The organism is Kitasatospora sp. NBC_00070 (genome assembly GCF_045041205.1).
In the GTDB taxonomy this organism is placed as follows: domain Bacteria; phylum Actinomycetota; class Actinomycetes; order Streptomycetales; family Streptomycetaceae; genus Kitasatospora.
The window spans coordinates 1209516-1225026 of the sequence record NZ_CP108247.1 but is presented as its reverse complement, the minus strand read 5'-3'; the positions used below and the strand labels follow the sequence as shown (position 1 = coordinate 1225026).

Annotated in this window: 18 protein-coding genes; 12 read left to right on the top strand and 6 right to left on the bottom strand. The window is 74.2% G+C overall.

From position 1 onward, the window contains the following. The first annotated feature begins 48 nt into the window (after positions 1-48). Together OHV05_RS05745 and OHV05_RS05740 are read left to right on the top strand one after the other, a co-directional pair. Positions 49-978 carry a LysR substrate-binding domain-containing protein gene (locus OHV05_RS05745; RefSeq protein ID WP_405016655.1) on the top strand — a complete coding sequence of 310 codons (930 nt, stop codon included), beginning with the start codon at positions 49-51 and terminating at the stop codon, positions 976-978. Positions 979-987: 9 nt separating this feature from the next. After that, on the top strand, positions 988-1962 hold the full coding sequence (locus tag OHV05_RS05740; RefSeq protein ID WP_405016654.1) for a Ku protein: 975 nt from the start codon (positions 988-990) through the stop codon (positions 1960-1962). Positions 1963-1977: 15 nt separating this feature from the next. Here OHV05_RS05740 and OHV05_RS05735 read toward each other — a convergent pair whose 3' ends face one another. Together OHV05_RS05735 and OHV05_RS05730 are read right to left on the bottom strand one after the other, a co-directional pair. Further along, a complete protein-coding gene (locus tag OHV05_RS05735) occupies positions 1978-3363 on the bottom strand; it encodes an NADP-dependent succinic semialdehyde dehydrogenase (RefSeq protein WP_405016653.1) in 1386 nt (461 codons plus the stop codon). Positions 3364-3385: 22 nt separating this feature from the next. Beyond that, the gene (locus OHV05_RS05730) at positions 3386-3658 is read right to left on the bottom strand and encodes a DUF6158 family protein (RefSeq protein ID WP_057229164.1); all 273 of its coding nucleotides are present in this window, start codon (positions 3656-3658) and stop codon (positions 3386-3388) included. Positions 3659-3788: 130 nt separating this feature from the next. Here OHV05_RS05730 and OHV05_RS05725 point away from each other — a divergent pair, with 130 nt between their 5' ends. The 7 genes from OHV05_RS05725 to OHV05_RS05695 all read left to right on the top strand — a co-directional run bounded on the left by OHV05_RS05725 (position 3789) and on the right by OHV05_RS05695 (position 9090). Then, the gene (locus tag OHV05_RS05725; RefSeq protein ID WP_405016652.1) at positions 3789-4817 is read left to right on the top strand and encodes a PHP domain-containing protein; all 1029 of its coding nucleotides are present in this window, start codon (positions 3789-3791) and stop codon (positions 4815-4817) included. Beyond that, a complete protein-coding gene (gene ligD / locus OHV05_RS05720) occupies positions 4818-5699 on the top strand; it encodes a non-homologous end-joining DNA ligase (RefSeq protein ID WP_405016651.1) in 882 nt (293 codons plus the stop codon). Between the two features lie 69 nt (positions 5700-5768). Continuing rightward, a complete protein-coding gene (gene sigK, locus OHV05_RS05715; RefSeq protein WP_405016650.1) occupies positions 5769-6431 on the top strand; it encodes an ECF RNA polymerase sigma factor SigK in 663 nt (220 codons plus the stop codon). Between the two features lie 114 nt (positions 6432-6545). Next, positions 6546-7055, top strand: a complete 510-nt coding sequence (locus OHV05_RS05710; protein ID WP_405016649.1) for a DUF4383 domain-containing protein — start codon at positions 6546-6548, stop codon at positions 7053-7055. 30 nt (positions 7056-7085) lie between these two features. Next, the gene (locus tag OHV05_RS05705) at positions 7086-7529 is read left to right on the top strand and encodes a hypothetical protein (protein WP_405016648.1); all 444 of its coding nucleotides are present in this window, start codon (positions 7086-7088) and stop codon (positions 7527-7529) included. 83 nt (positions 7530-7612) lie between these two features. After that, positions 7613-8578: a MerR family transcriptional regulator gene (locus OHV05_RS05700; RefSeq protein WP_405016647.1), complete on the top strand. Its 966-nt coding sequence runs from the start codon at positions 7613-7615 to the stop codon at positions 8576-8578. Between the two features lie 80 nt (positions 8579-8658). Beyond that, complete coding sequence (locus OHV05_RS05695) at positions 8659-9090, top strand: SRPBCC family protein (RefSeq protein ID WP_405016646.1); 432 nt, start codon at positions 8659-8661, stop codon at positions 9088-9090. 38 nt (positions 9091-9128) lie between these two features. Here OHV05_RS05695 and OHV05_RS05690 read toward each other — a convergent pair whose 3' ends face one another. The 3 genes from OHV05_RS05690 to OHV05_RS05680 all read right to left on the bottom strand — a co-directional run bounded on the left by OHV05_RS05690 (position 9129) and on the right by OHV05_RS05680 (position 11277). Beyond that, positions 9129-9728 (bottom strand): vitamin K epoxide reductase family protein, encoded by a 600-nt coding sequence (locus OHV05_RS05690; protein ID WP_405016645.1) that lies wholly within the window; start codon positions 9726-9728, stop codon positions 9129-9131. Next, positions 9725-10528, bottom strand: a complete 804-nt coding sequence (locus OHV05_RS05685) for a thioredoxin domain-containing protein (RefSeq protein WP_405016644.1) — start codon at positions 10526-10528, stop codon at positions 9725-9727. Before OHV05_RS05685 ends, OHV05_RS05690 begins: the two co-directional genes overlap by 4 nt. 98 nt (positions 10529-10626) lie before the next feature. Then, positions 10627-11277 carry a hypothetical protein gene (locus tag OHV05_RS05680; RefSeq protein WP_405016643.1) on the bottom strand — a complete coding sequence of 217 codons (651 nt, stop codon included), beginning with the start codon at positions 11275-11277 and terminating at the stop codon, positions 10627-10629. 103 nt (positions 11278-11380) lie between these two features. Between OHV05_RS05680 and OHV05_RS05675 the strand changes: the two genes are divergently transcribed. Then, positions 11381-12376, top strand: a complete 996-nt coding sequence (locus tag OHV05_RS05675) for an adenosine deaminase (protein ID WP_405016642.1) — start codon at positions 11381-11383, stop codon at positions 12374-12376. Positions 12377-12444: 68 nt separating this feature from the next. After that, complete coding sequence (locus OHV05_RS05670; protein ID WP_405016641.1) at positions 12445-13074, top strand: MBL fold metallo-hydrolase; 630 nt, start codon at positions 12445-12447, stop codon at positions 13072-13074. A 7-nt stretch (positions 13075-13081) separates the two neighbouring features. Here the strand turns inward: OHV05_RS05670 and OHV05_RS05665 are convergent, their stop codons facing one another. Continuing rightward, complete coding sequence (locus OHV05_RS05665) at positions 13082-14068, bottom strand: aldo/keto reductase (RefSeq protein WP_405016640.1); 987 nt, start codon at positions 14066-14068, stop codon at positions 13082-13084. A 181-nt stretch (positions 14069-14249) separates the two neighbouring features. Between OHV05_RS05665 and OHV05_RS05660 the strand changes: the two genes are divergently transcribed. Next, positions 14250-15506 (top strand): amidohydrolase, encoded by a 1257-nt coding sequence (locus OHV05_RS05660; protein ID WP_405016639.1) that lies wholly within the window; start codon positions 14250-14252, stop codon positions 15504-15506. Positions 15507-15511: the final 5 nt, after the last annotated feature.

Here is a 15511-nt window from a genome sequence, read left to right as displayed (position 1 = left end):
GGTGATACGTCCAAGACATGATTTATCGGGCAGCCATAAACTGTCTGCATGGCAACCCTGCGGCAGCTCGAGTACCTGGTCACCGTCGTGGACACCGGCTCGTTCACCCGGGCCGCCGAGCTGCTGCACGTCTCGCAGCCCGCGCTCTCGCACCAGGTGCGGGCGCTGGAGCGGGACGCCGGCGGGCGGCTGCTGGAGCGGCTGCCCCGGGCCGTCCGGCTCACCCCGATGGGGCGGGCGATGCTGCCGCACGCCCGGGCCGCGCTGGCCGAGGCGGACCGGGCCCGGTCCGCCGCCCGCCGGGCCGCCGGGCTGGACGGCGGCGAGCTCCAGCTCGCGGTGGTCTACTCGGTCACCCTCGGGGTGCTGCCCCCGGTGCTGCGGGCCTGGCGCCAGCGGCACCCCGAGGTCCGGGTCCGGCTGCTGGAGTTCCCGCACACCGAGGCGCTGACGGCGGCCATGGCGGCGGGCCGGGCCGACCTGGCGATCGGGCCGGTGCCGGGTGCCTGGGACGGCCCGGTCCAGGAGTTGGGCACCGAGGAGTTCCTGCTGGTGCTGGCCGCGGACGACCCGGCGGCGGCGCCGGGGGCGGACCGGGCGGCGCTCGCCGACTTCGCCGACCGGGACTGGGTGCACTACGCCCCCGGCAACGGCCTGGCCGAGCTGCTCGACCGGGTCTGCGCGGCGGCCGGCTTCCGCCCCCGGGCGGCGGTACGGACCGAGCAGACCGCCGCCGCCCCGCTGCTGGCCGCCGCCGGGCTCGGCCCGGCCCTGGTCCCGGCCGACCTGCTGCCGCCGGGCTTCGACGGCCGGGTGCTGCGCCCGGAGCCCCCGGTGCGCCGGGCGCTGGCCGCGTACTGCCGCCCCGGCCCCGATCCGCTCACCTCGGCCTTCCTCGCGGTACTCGGTCGCCACGTCCGGGTGGGAATCCCGGCCCCGGGCGACGAAGCTGGAGGCGCGGGGGTCGGTACGCGCTGAGGAGGCCCGATGGCCAGGGCGATGTGGTCGGGGACGTTGAGCTTCGGGCTGGTCACGGTGCCGGTGGCGCTGTACTCGGCGACCGAGGACCACTCGGTGCGGTTCCGCCAGCTCCAGCGCGGCACCTCCGACCGGGTGCGCAACCAGCGGGTGAACGAGCGGACCGGCGAGGAGGTCGAGTACTCCGACGTGGTCAAGGGCTACGAGCTCACCGAGGGCGAGTACGTGGTGATCGAGCCGCACGAACTGGACGAGCTGGCGCCCGGGCGCTCCCGGACGATCGAGATCATCGGCTTCGTCGAGCTCGGCGAGGTGGAGCCGATCCTGTTCGACAAGACCTACTACCTGGGCCCGAAGGGCAAGGAGTACACCAAGGTCTATGCCCTGCTGCGGGAGGCGCTGGGCCGGACCGGCAAGGCCGGCATCGCCAAGTTCTCGATGCGTGGCCGGGAGTACCTGACCGCCGTGCACGCCGAGGGCGACACGCTGACCCTGCACACCATGCACTTCGCCGACGAGATCCGGGATCCGCACCAGGAGGTGGACAACCTGCCGGAGGCCGATGTCACCGTCCAGGAGCGGGAGTTGAGGGCGGCCGAGCAGCTGGTCGAGATGCTCGCGATGGACTGGGACCCGCAGGCGTACCGGGACGAGTACGAGGACCGGGTGCGCGAGCTGGTCGAGGCCAAGGTGGAGGGCAAGGAGATCGTCCGCCCGGAGAGCACGGTGGCCGCCACCAACGTGGTCGACCTGATGGACGCGCTGAACCGGAGCATGGCGGCGGCGGGCGGCAAGGCGAAGCCGGCGGAGGCCGAGACCGGGGAGGACGGGCTCGACGGGCTCACCAAGGCGCAACTCTATGAGAAGGCCAGCGAGTTGAAGATCCCGCACCGCTCCACCATGACCCGGGACGAGCTCCGGCAGGCGGTGCGGCAGGCGACCGCCCCCGCCGGCGGCAAGCGCCGGCTGAAGGCGGTCTCCTGACCGGCTCCGGCGGGGTCAGGGGTGGCCCAGCCAGACCGTGGTGACGTTGCAGAACTCGCGGATGCCGTGCCCGGCCAGCTCGCGGCCGTACCCCGAGTGCTTGACGCCGCCGAACGGCAGCGCCGGGTGCGAGGCGGTCATCCCGTTGAAGAAGATCCCGCCCGCCTCCAACTCCCGCAGGCACTGGTCGCGTTCACCCGGATCGGTGGTCCAGACGTTCGAACTCAGGCCGTACGGCGTGGCGTTGGCCAGCGCGATCGCCTCCTCCAGGTCGCGTACCCGGTAGAGCACCGCGACCGGCCCGAAGGTCTCCTCCCGGTGCACCCGCATCGCCGGCGTCACGTCGGTGAGCACGGTGGGCGGGTGGTACCAGCCGCGGGTCGGCAGGGTGCCGCCGGTCTCGGCGGTCGCGCCGTGCGCCAGTGCGTCGGCGACCAGCGCGGCCAGGTCGTCCCGGCCCTGCCGGGTGGCCAGCGGGCCGAGGTCGGTGTCCGGGTCCATCGGGTCGCCGACCCGCAGCGTCCGCATCGCCTCGCCGAAGGCGGCCGCGAACTGCGGGTACACCTGCTCGTGCACGATGAACCGCTTGGCGGCGATGCAGGACTGGCCGTTGTTCTGGATCCTGGCCCGGACGGCGGTGCTCACCGCGGCCGACAGATCGGCGCTCGGCAGCACCAGGAACGGGTCGCTGCCGCCGAGCTCCAGCACGCTCTTCTTGAGCGCCTCCCCGGCCGCCGCGCCGACGGCCCGGCCCGCACCCTCGCTGCCGGTCAGCGTCACGGCCGCCACCCGGGGGTCGCGGATCAGCTGCGGCACGGTGTCCGAGCCGACCAGCAACGCCTGGAAGCAGCCCTCGGCCGCGCCGGCCCGGCGGAACAGGTCGGCCAGCGCGAGCGCGGTGCGCGGCACGTTGGAGGCGTGCTTGAGCAGTGCCACGTTCCCCGCCATCAGGGCCGGCGCCAGGAACCGGACCACCTGCCAGAGCGGGAAGTTCCACGGCATCACCGCCAGCACCGCACCGAGCGGGCGGTACCTGACGTAGGCCAGCGCGGCCCCGGAGTCGGCCACGTCCGTCTCGTCGGGGTGCTCGTCGGCGATCAGCGCGGCGCCGTGGTCGGCGTACCAGCGCAGCGCCTTGGCGCACTTGGCCGCCTCCGCCCTGGCCTGGGCCAGCGGCTTGCCCATCTCGGTGGTCACCGTCCGGGCGATCCGCTCCTGCTCGGCGTCCAGCAGCCCCGCCGCCCGGCGGAGCAGCTCGGCGCGCTCCTCGAAGCCGGTGGCGCGGTACGTCCGGAAGGCGTCCGCCGCCTTGGCCAGCGCCAGTTCGACGGCGTCCTGGCCGAGCGGGTCGAAGGTCTCCAGGGTCTCCTCGGTGGCCGGGTTCACGGTCGCGATCGGCATGGCCTGCCTCCTGGGGTCGGGGTCACGCGGGGTGCTCGGCGATCCGGGTGGCGGCCTCCCGGGCCCGGGCGCCGGTCCTGGTCCGGCCGGGGGCGACGTGGCGGTAGGGGAAGCGGCGCAGGTACTCCGCCTCCAGCTGGCCGGAGCGCAGGGTGTGCCGGTAGAGCGCCTCCTCGGAGCCGTACAGGAAGGTCTCGTGCCGGGTGCGGTGCAGCTGCTCCAGCTCGTGGAGCAGCACGTCCGTCTCCAGGTCGGTGGCCGGGATGCCTCCCGTGCGGGTGTCGGAGTGCAGCATGGTCCCTCCTCCTCGGTTGTCGCCCCCCGTTCTACCGAGTGCCCCCGTGCGGGCGGCGGAAACCGGGCAAACCGGTCGAGGAGCTGCCAAACCGGTTTCCGGGCGGGCCGGACGGGGGACCAGCAGCCGTATGGACCCCGTCCGTGCACTGGAGCGGATCGCGTACCTGCTGGAGCGCGAGCACGCGACCGAGTACCGGGTGCGCGCCTTCCGGCAGGCCGCCGCCGCGGCCCGGGCACACCTGGCCGAGCACCCGGACCCGGCCGCGCTGGCCGCCGGGGCGAGCCGGCTGCCCGGGATCGGCCCGACCACCGCCAAGGTGATCGCCGAGGCGGTGGCCGGCCGGACCCCGGCCTACCTGGCCGAGCTGGAGACCAGGGCCGACCTGCCGCTGGCCACCGGCGGCGAGGAACTGTTCGCCGCGCTGCGCGGGGACTGCCACCTGCACTCCGACTGGTCCGACGGCCAGGTCCCGATCGAGACCATGGCCAGGACCGCGATCGAGCTCGGCCACCGGTGGGCGGTGCTCACCGACCACTCGCCCCGGCTGACCGTCGCGCACGGTCTGAGCCCCGAACGGCTGCGCCGCCAGCTCGACGTGGTGGCCGAGCTGAACACCCGGCTGGCCCCGTTCGAACTGCTCACCGGGATCGAGTGCGACATCCTCGACGACGGCTCGCTCGACCAGGAGGACGACCTGCTCGACCGGGTGGACGTGGTGGTCGGCTCGGTGCACTCCAAGCTGCGGATGGACCCGCTGCTGATGACCCGTCGGCTGCTGAACGCGGTGCGCAACCCCCGGCTCGACATCCTCGGCCACTGCACCGGGCGGCTGCTCGGCGACAAGCCCCGGCCGGAGTCCCGGTTCGACGCCGAGCGGGTCTTCGCGGCCTGCGCCGAGGCGGGCGCCGCCGTCGAGATCAACTGCCGCCCCGAGCGCCGCGACCCGCCGTCCCGGCTGATCGCCCTCGCGGCCGGGGCGGGCTGCCTGTTCTCGATCGACACCGACGCGCACGCCCCCGGGCAGCTGGCCTGGCAGCCGTACGGCTGCGCCCGGGCCGCCGCCGCGGGCATCGGCGCCGAACGGATCGTCACCACCTGGACCGCGAAGCAACTCCGCACCTGGGCGGACACCCGGCGCACCCCGGGGAAACGCTAGATGCCCGAGGTGACGCTCACCGAGGTGGAGGGCCGGCGGCTGCGGCTGACCCACCTGGAGAAGGTGCTCTACCCCGCGACCGGCTGGACCAAGGCCGCCGCCCTGCACTACTACGCGAGCATCGCGCCCCGGCTGCTGCCGCACCTGGCCGGGCGGCCCGCCTCCTTCCTGCGCTTCCCCGAGGGCGTCCAGGGCCAGCGGTTCTGGGCCAAGCGGGTGCCCGCCGGGGCGCCGGACTGGATCGGCACGCTGGACGTCGAGCACCGAGAGGAGACGCTCCGTCATGTCGTGGTGGCCGATCTGCCCACCCTGGTCTGGGCGGCCAACCTCGGTGCGCTCGAACTGCACGTCCCGCAGTGGCAGTTGGAGCCCGCCGAGCACGACCGCCTGATCATCGACCTGGACCCGGGCCCGGGTGCCTCGATCGTCGACTGCTGCACCGTCGCCCTGGCCGCCCGCCGGCTGCTGGCGGCGGACGGGCTGACCGCCTGGGCCAAGACCTCTGGCTCCAAGGGACTGCACCTGCTGGTCCCGCTGCAGCCCACCCCCGAACGGGTCGCCACCGGCTACGCCCGGCACCTGGCGATGCGGCTGCGGAAGGCCGACCCGGCGCTGGTGGTGGACCGGATGGACAAGTCGCTGCGCCGCGGCAAGGTCTTCGTCGACTGGTCGCAGAACACCAGCGCCAAGACCACCGTCGCCCCGTACTCGATCCGGGCCGGCGACCGCCCGCTGGTCTCCACCCCGGTGAGCTGGACGGCCGTCCGGGACTGCCGCCGTCCCGAGGAGCTGGAGTTCACCCCGGAGCAGGTGCTGGCCCGCCGCCGCGACCCGATGGCCGGGCTGGCCCAACCCCGGTACCGGGGGCGGCTGCCGGAATGACGGGCACTCGGAACGATGCAGCAACGCTGCGAGTTTCCCTCGGTCTGCCCCGGCGCGCACCGTGGAAGGGTGACTTCACCATGGCGCCGGCGATGCTCCGAGGACCAGACCGGCCAGGGCCGACCGGAGGCCGGAGCGCCGGGTCAGGGCCTGCCCGCACTGCTGCACCGGGTCGCCCTCGGCGACGAAGCGGCGTTCGGGAGGCTCTACGACGTGATCGCCGGGCCGGTGTTCGGCGTGGTGCGGCGGGTGGTGCTGGACCGCGCCCAGGCCGAGGAGGTCACCCAGGAGGTGCTGCTGGAGATCTGGCGCGGCGCCGCCCGCTACCGGCCCGAGCGCGGCCAGGTCCTGCCGTGGGTGCTGACCATCGCGCACCGACGCGCCGTGGACCGGGTCCGCGCCGCGCAGGCCGCCGTCGACCGGGACCGGCGGGAGGCCGTCGCCGCGTACACCCGCCCGTACGACGAGGTGGCCGAGCGGGTGGCGGCCCGGGCGGACCAGGAGCTGGTCAGGCGCTGCCTGCGGGAGCTCACGGAGGTGCAGCGCCAGTCGATCGCGCTGGCCTACTACGGCGGCTACTCGCAGGCGCAGGTCGCCGAGCTGCTCGGCACCCCGCTCGGCACGGTCAAGACCCGCACCAGGGACGGGCTGATCCGGATGCGGGACGCCCTGACCGCCGAGGCGCGGCGGGCACCGGGCCGTCCGGCCGCGTTCCGGCGCCGAACGGTCTGAGCAGGTGCCACACCGGGCCAAGCGACGCGGGAACGCTGCGAGTCGACCGACCCGCCTCGGGGACCGACGGTGGGGACAGGGGCATCGGCCTCCCGCACCGAACGGAGCGAGCTCATGGACCTTCGCGACGAACTTCCCCTCGACCACCGGCTGGCCCGGGTCTACCGGTACGGCGCCGGACTCTGCGGTGCCGCGCTGCTGGTCTTCGGCTGCCTCGGTCTGGCGGACGGGCTGGCCTTCTTCAGCACCGACGGCGAGCGCGTCGCCGGGCTCTCCAGCAACGGCCTGTTGAGTCTGGTCTCGATCGTCACCGCGGCGGTGCTGATCACCGGCGCGGTGATCGGCGGCAACACGGCGTCGACGATCAACATCGTGGTCGGCACCCTCTTCGTGCTCAGCGGTTTCGTCAACCTCACGCTGCTGGACTCCGGCGCCAACGTGCTGGCCTTCGGGATCTCCAACGTGATCTTCAGCTTCGTGACGGGCTTCGTCATCGCCACCTTCGGGATGTACGGCCGGGTCAGCTCCAGGCTGCCGCGCGACAACCCGTACTGGCAGGCCCGGCACCCGCACGCGGCCGCGCCTGCTCCCCTCGCGACCACCACCAGGCGCAGCCTCGGCTGACCCTCCACCGGCCAGACCAGGAGTTCCCTCATGCACCGACCTCTGCTCCGGGCGATCGGCGCCGCGACCGCGCTGTACGGCCTGGCGGTCACGGCCCGGCCCGCCCTGCTGGCCGGGCCGTCCGGACTGGCCGACCCGGACGGCTCGGTGGCCGCGTCCACCGTCACCTGTCTCCGGCCGCTGGCCCTGCGGGACGCGGCCTGCGGCCTGGCCATGCTGCTGGCACCGGACGACCGCAGTCTGCGCACCGCCACCTTGCTCCGGATCGCCTCGGACTTCGGTGACGCGGCGCTGCTCTCCGGCACCCTGCCCGGCCGCCGGCACCGTCTGATGGCGCTCGGCGTCTCGGTCGGCTGGGGCGCCCTGTCGGTGGCGGGCCTGCTCGGTTCCCGGCCACCGGCGCCCGGACCGGGTCCGGTCCCCGCACACCACTTCGTCACGGCGCCGCCCGGGTGCGGTCGCCCCAGGAGGTGAACGTCGTGACCGCTCCGCTGACGGCCGGTGCGCCGGGCGAGCCGGTGGGCGGCCCCGCCGCAGGCGGCCGTACGCTCCCAACCGTGTCCGAACCCACCGGCGTCCCGCCGCGCGCCGAAGCCAGCCTGACCACCGGCGGGGTGGCCCGGCGCCTCGGTGTCTCGCCGACCACCGTGCGCTCCTGGGAACGCCGTTACGGCATCGGCCCGGCCGAGCGGGAGTCCGGACACCACCGGCGCTGGAGCCCGGCGGACGTCGCGGTGCTGGAGGCGATGTGCCGGCTGACGGCCCGTGGGGTGCCGCCCGGCGAGGCGGCCAGGCTCGCGCGCGGCGCGGCACCCCCGGTGCCGGAGCCCGAGGAGCCCGGTGGCCGGACGGCGCCCGGGGGCAGCAACGCACTGCCGGTCGGTCAGGTCAGGCCCGAGTGCCGGGGCCTGGCCCGGGCGGCCGTCCGGCTGGACACCGCCGAGGTCTCGCTGATCCTGCGTCGGGCGACCGACGGGCTCGGCGCGGTGACCGCCTGGACCGAGGTGATGATTCCCGCCCTGCGCGCCGCCGGCCGGAAGTGGGCCGCCGAGGGCGAGCGGTACGTCGAGGTGGAGCACCTGCTCTCCTGGCACGTCTCCACCGCGCTGCGCCGGGTCGCCGACCGGCCCGGGCAGGCACCGCAGGGGCCGCCCGTGCTGCTGGCCGGGATGCCCGGCGAGCAGCACACCCTCCCGCTGGAGGCGGTCGCCGCCGGACTGGCCGAACTGGGCCTGCCGTACCGGATGTTCGGCCCTGCCGTACCGGCCGAGGCGCTGCTGGAGGCGGTCCGCCGGACCGGTCCGGCCGCCGTGATGATCTGGTCGCAGAGCAGGCCCACCGCCGACCGGGTGCTGGCCCGCCGGACCGCCGAGACCGCCTGGGGCGGGCGCGGCGCCCGGAGCCGGCCGGTGGTCCTGACGGCCGGCCCGGGCTGGACCGGCACCCCGACCGGGCCGGGCCTGCTGCGCCCGCGTGACCTGGCGGGGGCCCTGGACCGGATCGGACGGCTGCTGACCGACTGACCCGTCCCATCCGATCGCCGGTCCGCCCCGAATACCGGTCGGCGGTCGGCAGCGCGCCGCAGCGCCGGAAGGAGCACCCGATGGTCAGTGTGGAGCGCAGCATCACCGTGGACCGGCCCGCCGAGGAGGTCCTGCGGTATCTGGCGGACTTCGGCCACACCCCGGAGTGGGACCCGGGCACCGAGAGCTGCGTCCGGGTGGACGACGGCCCGGTGGTCCGGGGCAGCCGGTGGATCAACGTCTCCCGCTTCCGGGGCCGCCGCACCCGGTTGACCTACCGGCTCGAACGGTACGAGGACGACCGGCTGGTGTTCGTCGGGGAGAACCGCACGGTGACCGCCACCGACGACATCACCGTCCGCCCCTGGGACGGTCGCACGGTGGTGGTCTACCAAGCCCACCTGCGGTTCAAGGGCCTGGCCCGGCTAGCGGCACCCTTCCTGCGCCCCGCGTTCGAGGGGCTCGCCGACGGCGTCGCCGAGCAGCTGCCGCGCGTGCTCCGGACGCGCTGACGGCCGTTCAGGGGCCCGGCCGGGCCCCTGAACGCAGGTCAGACCAGGGTCTGCCAGTAGTACCAGAACCGCTGCAGGATCATGATGGCGATCACCGCGTACCAGAGCACCGGCACCGCCCAGTGGTACCGGGCGGCCTCCCGGACCACCGGGCGCAGCGCGCCCGGGGCGCGGATCACACCGGCCGTCAGGTTGTGCAGGGTGGTGTACCAGAACAGCGGGATCATCGCGGCCCAGACCACCATGCAGTACGGGCAGAGCGCGCCGATCGAGTACAGGGTCTGCGTCATCAGCCAGGTGACGAAGCCGATCCCGAACAGCGTGCCGAGCTGGAGCCCGAGCCAGAACCAGCGGGCGTACACCGCGCCGGCCAGGATGCCCGCGCCGACCGCGACCACCACGGCGAAGGCGGCCAGGCCGATCAGCGAGTTGGGGAAGCCGAAGACCGACGCCTGATCGCTGAGCATCACCGAACCGCAGCTGATGATCGGGTTGATGCTGCAGCTGGGGACGTAGGACGGGTCCTCCAGCAGCTTGATCTTGTCCAGGGTCAGCACGGCCGAGGCGAACAGCCCGAGCAGGCCGGTGACGACGAACAGCCAGCCGAGCCGTCGGCCGGCCGGGACCGGCGTGGTCACTTGGCCCCCGTGGTCTGCTGCACCAGGGACTTGAAGGCGTCACCGGTGATCGGCTGGTTGCCGGGGAAGACGTTCAGCTGCTTGCCGTCCAGCTGGACGGTCGGGGTGCCGCTGACGCCGCTGTTGTCGAAGGCGGTGGAGACCTTGGCGGCCCAGGGCAGGTAGGTGCCCTCGTTGACCGCCTTGACGAAGGCGTCGGTCTTCAGCCCCGGTACCTGGCCGGCCAGGTCGAGGATGGTGTTGACGTCGCCGAAGCCGTCCTTGCGCTCGTCGGGCTGGTTGGCGTAGAGCACGTCGTGGAACGCCTTGAACTTGTCCACGCCCTCGTTCAGCGCCGCACCGGCCGCGTTCAGCGCGGTCTTCGAACCCTTGCCGCCGAGGTTCTTGTCCAGGAAGGTGGCGAGCTGGTACTCGATCTTGTAGGTGCCGTCGTCCGCGAGCTGCTGCATGGTCTTGCCCGCGCTGCTCTCCAGCTTCTCGCAGATCGGGCAGCGGAAGTCCTCGTAGACCTTGAGGGTGTGCGGGGCGTCGGCCTTGCCGTAGGTGACCAGGGTGCCGTCGGGGCCGGACGCGTTGGCCGGGACCACCAGCGGGCCGCTCGCCGCGCTGTCGGTGGCGGTGGACCCGCCGCTGTCGCTGCCGCTCACGGCGAAGGCCACGCCGCCGATCAGGGCGAGCACGGCGACGGAGGAGACGCCGATCACGATCCGGCGGCGGCGCTTCTCGGCCTGCACCTCGCGGGCGCGCTGCTCCTTGAGGCGGGAGGTGGCGGACTGCTTCTTCTGCTGGTTGCTGCTCATGACGGTGGATCGCATCCTGTCGCTGCGCGCGCGGAAGCCGCGCGGGTACTCGGGGGGAGGCCCTGGGGGCGGTCGGACGGCCTGTGCGCGGGGGTGCGTCAGCAGGCCGGTGCGAGCACCGGGGGGCCACGCCGCAGAGCGGGGCGGAGCAGGATGTCGTCGGCCGGCACCAGGGCCCGGCTCGACTCGGGGATGGGCAGCCGCAGCACCGGGCGGGCCGGGCGCGGGGCCGGCAGGCGGAGGAACCGCCAGACTCCGGCGAGCAGTTCGCCGAGCAGCCGGGTGGAGGTGGCCTGGCCGGTCAGCGCGGCCTCGCCGTGCCGCAGGGCCCAGGAGGCCAGCAGGGCGACCAGCAGGTGGCCGAGCAGCACGGGCAGCCCCGCCAGCGGCGCGGGCGCCGAGCCCTGGCTGAGCAGGAACTCGCCGATGGACCCGCCGGAGCAGACCAGCGGCTCGAAGCCGGCCAGCGGCCGTGGCCCGGTCGGCCCGGTACAGGTGAGCTGACCGAGGTCGAACAGCACCCCGACGGCGAGCTGGGTCGGCAGCAGGACCGCGAGGATCCGGCCGAAGCCCCACCCCGCGCGGAGCACCGCGAAGGCCACCAGGAAGGCGGCCAGACCGGCGAACGCCACCACCGAGACCGGCAGCGGCCGGCCGGTCAGGACGACCTGGCCGAGGGCGGCGAGCGGCACGACGAGCGCGGCGAACACCGCCGCGCGCACCGTCCTGGTCTCCTGACTGCCCTTCATGACGACCGAGTCTGCCACAGCCGACATATGGCCGGGGTGAGCCTGTGAGCGGCCTCACCCGGCGGGCGGCGGGGGTGGTGCTCCGTCCACGTAGGATGGTCCGATGCCCATACCCAAGGCCGAACTCCACCTGCACGTCGAGGGCACCCTCGAACCCGAACTGGCCTTCCGGCTGGCGGAGCGGAACGGGGTCGCGCTGCCGTTCGGGAGCGTGGCGGAGCTGCGGGCGGCGTACCGGTTCGACGACCTGCAGTCCTTCCTCGACCTCTACTACCGGCTGATGGACGTGCTCCGCACCGAGCAGGACTTCACCGACCTGGCCGAGGAGTACCTGACCCGGGCCGCCGCGCAGGGCGTCCGGCACGCGGAGATCTTCTTCGACCCGCAGGCGCACACCGCGCGGGGCGTCCCGATCGAGACCGTGATCAACGGCCTGGGCGCCGCGCTGGACCGGAGCGAGGCCGTGCACGGCGTCAGCACCGGGCTGATCCTGTGCTTCCTGCGCGACCTGAGCGCCGAGTCGGCGCTCGCCACCCTGGAGTCGGCGAAGCCGTACCTGGACCGGATCACTGCCGTCGGCCTGGACTCGGCCGAGGTCGGCAACCCGCCGTCCAAGTTCACCGCCGTGTACGAGCGGGCCCGCGAGCTGGGCCTGCGGGCGGTCGCGCACGCGGGGGAGGAGGGCCCGCCCGGGTACGTGTGGGAGGCACTCGACCTGCTGGGGGTGGAGCGGATCGACCACGGGCTGCGCTGCCTGGAGGACGAGGAGCTGGTGGCCCGGCTGGTCCGGGACCGGATCCCGCTGACGGTCTGTCCGTTCTCCAACGTCCGGCTGCGCTGCGTCGACACCCTGGCCGACCACCCGCTGCGGCGGATGCTGGACGCCGGGCTGGTCGCCACCGTGAACTCCGACGACCCGGCCTACTTCGGCGGCTACGTCGGCCAGAACCTCACCGAGACCGCCGCCGCCCTCGGGCTGACCGAGCGGGAGCAGTACACCCTGGCCCGGAACTCCTTCGAGGCGAGCTTCCTGGACGAGCCGACCCGGGCCCGCTACCTGGCCGAGCTGGACGCCTGGGCGGCGGCGGTCCCGGTCTGACCAGGCGTCGGCCGCCGGGTGGTGAAAACTCCCGGCGGCCCCGCCGGCCCGGCTGCCATAGTGGCCGGATGCGCCTGATCAAGTACGGCCACGCCTGCGTGCGCCTGGAGACCGACGGACGAGTACTGGTGATCGACCCGGGGACGTTCTCCGAGGCCGAAGCCCTGGACTCGGTCTCGGACGTGCTGCTGACCCACGAGCACGCCGACCACGTGGACCTCGCCGAGCTGCTGGCGGCCCGGAAGCGGAACCCCGGGCTGCGGGTGTACCTGTCGCCGCAGGCCGCCGAGCAGCTGCCCGAACTGGGCGACGCGGCGGTGCTGGTCGAGTCCGGGCAGCGGTTCACCGCGGCCGGCTTCACCGTGGACGTGGTGGGCGGCGCCCACGCCGAGGTCTACGACGGCCTGCCTGGCTGCGCGAACGTCGGCTTCGTGGTGGACGGCGACCTCTACCACCCGGGCGACTCGCTGTTCGTCCCCGAGCAGCCGGTCACCACGCTGCTGGTGCCAGCCGCCGCGCCCTGGCTCAAGCTGGGCGAGGCGCTGGACTTCGTCCGGGCGGTCCGGCCGGTCCGGGCGTTCCCGATCCACGACGCCTTCCTGAACGAGCTCGGCCGGGACAACTTCGACGGCTGGATGGACTTCAAGAGCGGCACCGAGTACGCCCGGGTCCCGCTCGGGGAGTCCGTGACGTTCTGACGCCCGGTCAGCCGGCCGCGTCCAGCCGGGCCCGCTGATCGGCCGTCAGGTCGAGGTCGACCGCCGCCAGGCTCTCCTCCAGCTGGGCCACCGAACTCGCGCCGACCAGCGGGATCACCGGGATCTCGGCGCCGATCAGCCAGGACAGCACCACCTGGTTCGGGGTCGCGCCGGTCTCCGCCGCGACCTCGCGCAGCGCGGCCAGCCGGGTCGGGGTGCCCACGTGGTCGAAGCCGGGGCCGAGCGGCCGGTCGGTCCTGGCGTACGCGCCGCCGAGCAGCGGCGAGTACGCGACCAGTGCCAGCTGCGGCTCGGCGCGCAGGTAGCTGAGCAGCTCGCCGGTCACCACGCCCTGGGTGCCGTCGGCCGAGCGCAGGCTCGGCCGGTCGGTGCGCTGCCGCAGGTAGCTGTGGTGGGCCTGGACCACCTCGTACCCGGGCAGGCCCGCCCGGGCCGCCAGGCTGCGGGCCCGCTCGATCCGCCAGGTCCAGTGGTTGCTGACCCCGAGCAGGCCGACGGTGCCCTCGCCGACCACGGCGGCGAAGCCCTCGACGGTCTCCTCCAGCGGCACGGCGGTGTCCTCGATGTGCGCGTAGAGCAGGTCCAGCCGCTCCACGCCCAGGCGCTCCCGGCTGCGCTCGGCCTGCTCGCGGATCACCGCGGCGGACAGGCCCTCCACGTTCCGGGTGAAGGTGGAGGTGGGCTCCAGCGGCCGGGCGCCGAGCTTGGTGGCGATGGTGACCTCCGCGCCGATGCCCCGGCTGCGCCGCCAGCGGCCGAGCAGCGCCTCGCTCTCGCCGCCCTGGGAGCCGTGCACCCAGAACGCGTAGTTGTTGGAGGTGTCGACGAAGGTGCCGCCCGCCTCGACGTACCGGTCCAGGACGGCGAACGAGGTGGCCTCGTCGGTGTCGGTGCCGAACCGCATCGCGCCCAGGCTCAGCACGCTGACGGTGCGGCGGTGCTGCGGGTCGGTGCCGATCGTGCGGTATTTCATGGCGGTGCTCCTCCGGACGGCCCGGGGTCTCCGGGCTGGTGACGGGGAGTCTGCTCGTTGGAGCGCACTCCAGGTCAAGCACGGCCGGGCGAGGGTCCGGGAGCTCCGGCCGGTTACGGGTGGGGCGGGGAGTGGAAGGAGTGCAGCGGCGGATCCGACGAGCAGCGAGGGGCACCCGGGCATGGGCGAGGGCACGACACGAGCGGTACCCGACGAGCCCGACCTGGCCGAACTCGCGGCGCTCTACCGCGAGTTGCACGCCAACCCGGAGCTCTCCGGGGCCGAGCACCGGACCGCCGCCGAGGTCGCCCGCCGGGTGGCCGGGCTCGGCTACCGGGTGACCACCGGGGTCGGCGGGACGGGCGTGGTCGGGGTGCTCCGGAACGGCCCCGGGCCGACCGTGCTGCTGCGGGCCGACCTCGACGGGCTGCCGGTCCGGGAGGAGACCGGGCTGCCGTACGCCTCGACGGCCACCGGGGTGGACCCGGACGGCCGGGAGGTGCCGGTGATGCACGCCTGCGGTCACGACCTGCACGTCAGCTGCCTGGTCGGGGCGCTGGGGGTGCTGGCCCGGTCGCCCGACGCCTGGTCGGGGACGGTGTTGGCGGTGTTCCAGCCGGCCGAGGAGACCGGGACGGGCGCGCAGGCGATGGTGGACGACTCCCTGTTCGAGCGGTTCGGCCGCCCGGACGTGGTGCTCGGCCAGCACGTCGTCCCGTACCCGGCGGGGATGGTCGGGCTGCACGCCGGGCCGGCCTTCGCGGCCACCGACTCGCTGCGGATCAGGATGTTCGGCAAGGGCGCGCACGGCTCCCGGCCGGAGACCGGGATCGACCCGGTGGTGATGGCCGCCGCCACCGTGCTGCGCCTGCAGACCGTGGTGTCGCGGGAGATCGCGGCGACCGAGACCGCCGTGGTCACGGTCGGTTCGCTGCACGCCGGGAGCAAGGACAACGTCATCCCGGCCGAGGCCGAGCTGACGGTCAACGTCCGCAGCTACACCCCGGCGGTCCGGGCGGCCGCCCTGGCCGGGATCGAACGGATCGTCCGGGCCGAGGCGGCCGCCTCCGGGGCGACCCGGGAGCCGGAGTTCACGCCGCTGGACAGCTTCCCGGTGCTGGTCAACGACCGGGCGGCGGTGGACCGGGCCAGGGCGGCACTGGTGGCGCGGCTGGGGGAGCGGTCCGTGGTGGACCCCGGCCCGGTGACCGGCAGCGAGGACGTCGGCGCCTTCGGCGCGGCGGCCGGGGTGCCGACCTGCTACTGGCTGCTCGGCGGCACCGACCCGGCCGAGTACGCCCGCGCCGAGGCGGCCGGCCGGGTGGCCCAGGACATCCCGTCCAACCACTCGCCGCACTACGCGCCGGTGATCGAACCGACCCTGGGCACGGGTGTCACCGCCTTGGTGACGGTCGCGCTGGCCTGGCTGGGCACCTGACGGCG

Bases quoted from the DNA above. Each gene is read 5' to 3' on its own strand.
- OHV05_RS05745 (WP_405016655.1), top strand. From the start codon at position 49: ATGGCAACCCTGCGGCAGCTCGAGTACCTGGTCACCGTCGTGGACACC.
- OHV05_RS05740 (WP_405016654.1), top strand. From the start codon at position 988: ATGGCCAGGGCGATGTGGTCGGGGACGTTGAGCTTCGGGCTGGTCACG.
- OHV05_RS05735 (WP_405016653.1), bottom strand. From the start codon at position 3,363: ATGCCGATCGCGACCGTGAACCCGGCCACCGAGGAGACCCTGGAGACC.
- OHV05_RS05730 (WP_057229164.1), bottom strand. From the start codon at position 3,658: ATGCTGCACTCCGACACCCGCACGGGAGGCATCCCGGCCACCGACCTG.
- OHV05_RS05725 (WP_405016652.1), top strand. From the start codon at position 3,789: ATGGACCCCGTCCGTGCACTGGAGCGGATCGCGTACCTGCTGGAGCGC.
- ligD (WP_405016651.1), top strand. From the start codon at position 4,818: ATGCCCGAGGTGACGCTCACCGAGGTGGAGGGCCGGCGGCTGCGGCTG.
- OHV05_RS05710 (WP_405016649.1), top strand. From the start codon at position 6,546: ATGGACCTTCGCGACGAACTTCCCCTCGACCACCGGCTGGCCCGGGTC.
- OHV05_RS05705 (WP_405016648.1), top strand. From the start codon at position 7,086: ATGCACCGACCTCTGCTCCGGGCGATCGGCGCCGCGACCGCGCTGTAC.
- OHV05_RS05695 (WP_405016646.1), top strand. From the start codon at position 8,659: ATGGTCAGTGTGGAGCGCAGCATCACCGTGGACCGGCCCGCCGAGGAG.
- OHV05_RS05685 (WP_405016644.1), bottom strand. From the start codon at position 10,528: ATGAGCAGCAACCAGCAGAAGAAGCAGTCCGCCACCTCCCGCCTCAAG.
- OHV05_RS05680 (WP_405016643.1), bottom strand. From the start codon at position 11,277: ATGAAGGGCAGTCAGGAGACCAGGACGGTGCGCGCGGCGGTGTTCGCC.
- OHV05_RS05675 (WP_405016642.1), top strand. From the start codon at position 11,381: ATGCCCATACCCAAGGCCGAACTCCACCTGCACGTCGAGGGCACCCTC.
- OHV05_RS05670 (WP_405016641.1), top strand. From the start codon at position 12,445: ATGCGCCTGATCAAGTACGGCCACGCCTGCGTGCGCCTGGAGACCGAC.
- OHV05_RS05665 (WP_405016640.1), bottom strand. From the start codon at position 14,068: ATGAAATACCGCACGATCGGCACCGACCCGCAGCACCGCCGCACCGTC.
- OHV05_RS05660 (WP_405016639.1), top strand. From the start codon at position 14,250: ATGGGCGAGGGCACGACACGAGCGGTACCCGACGAGCCCGACCTGGCC.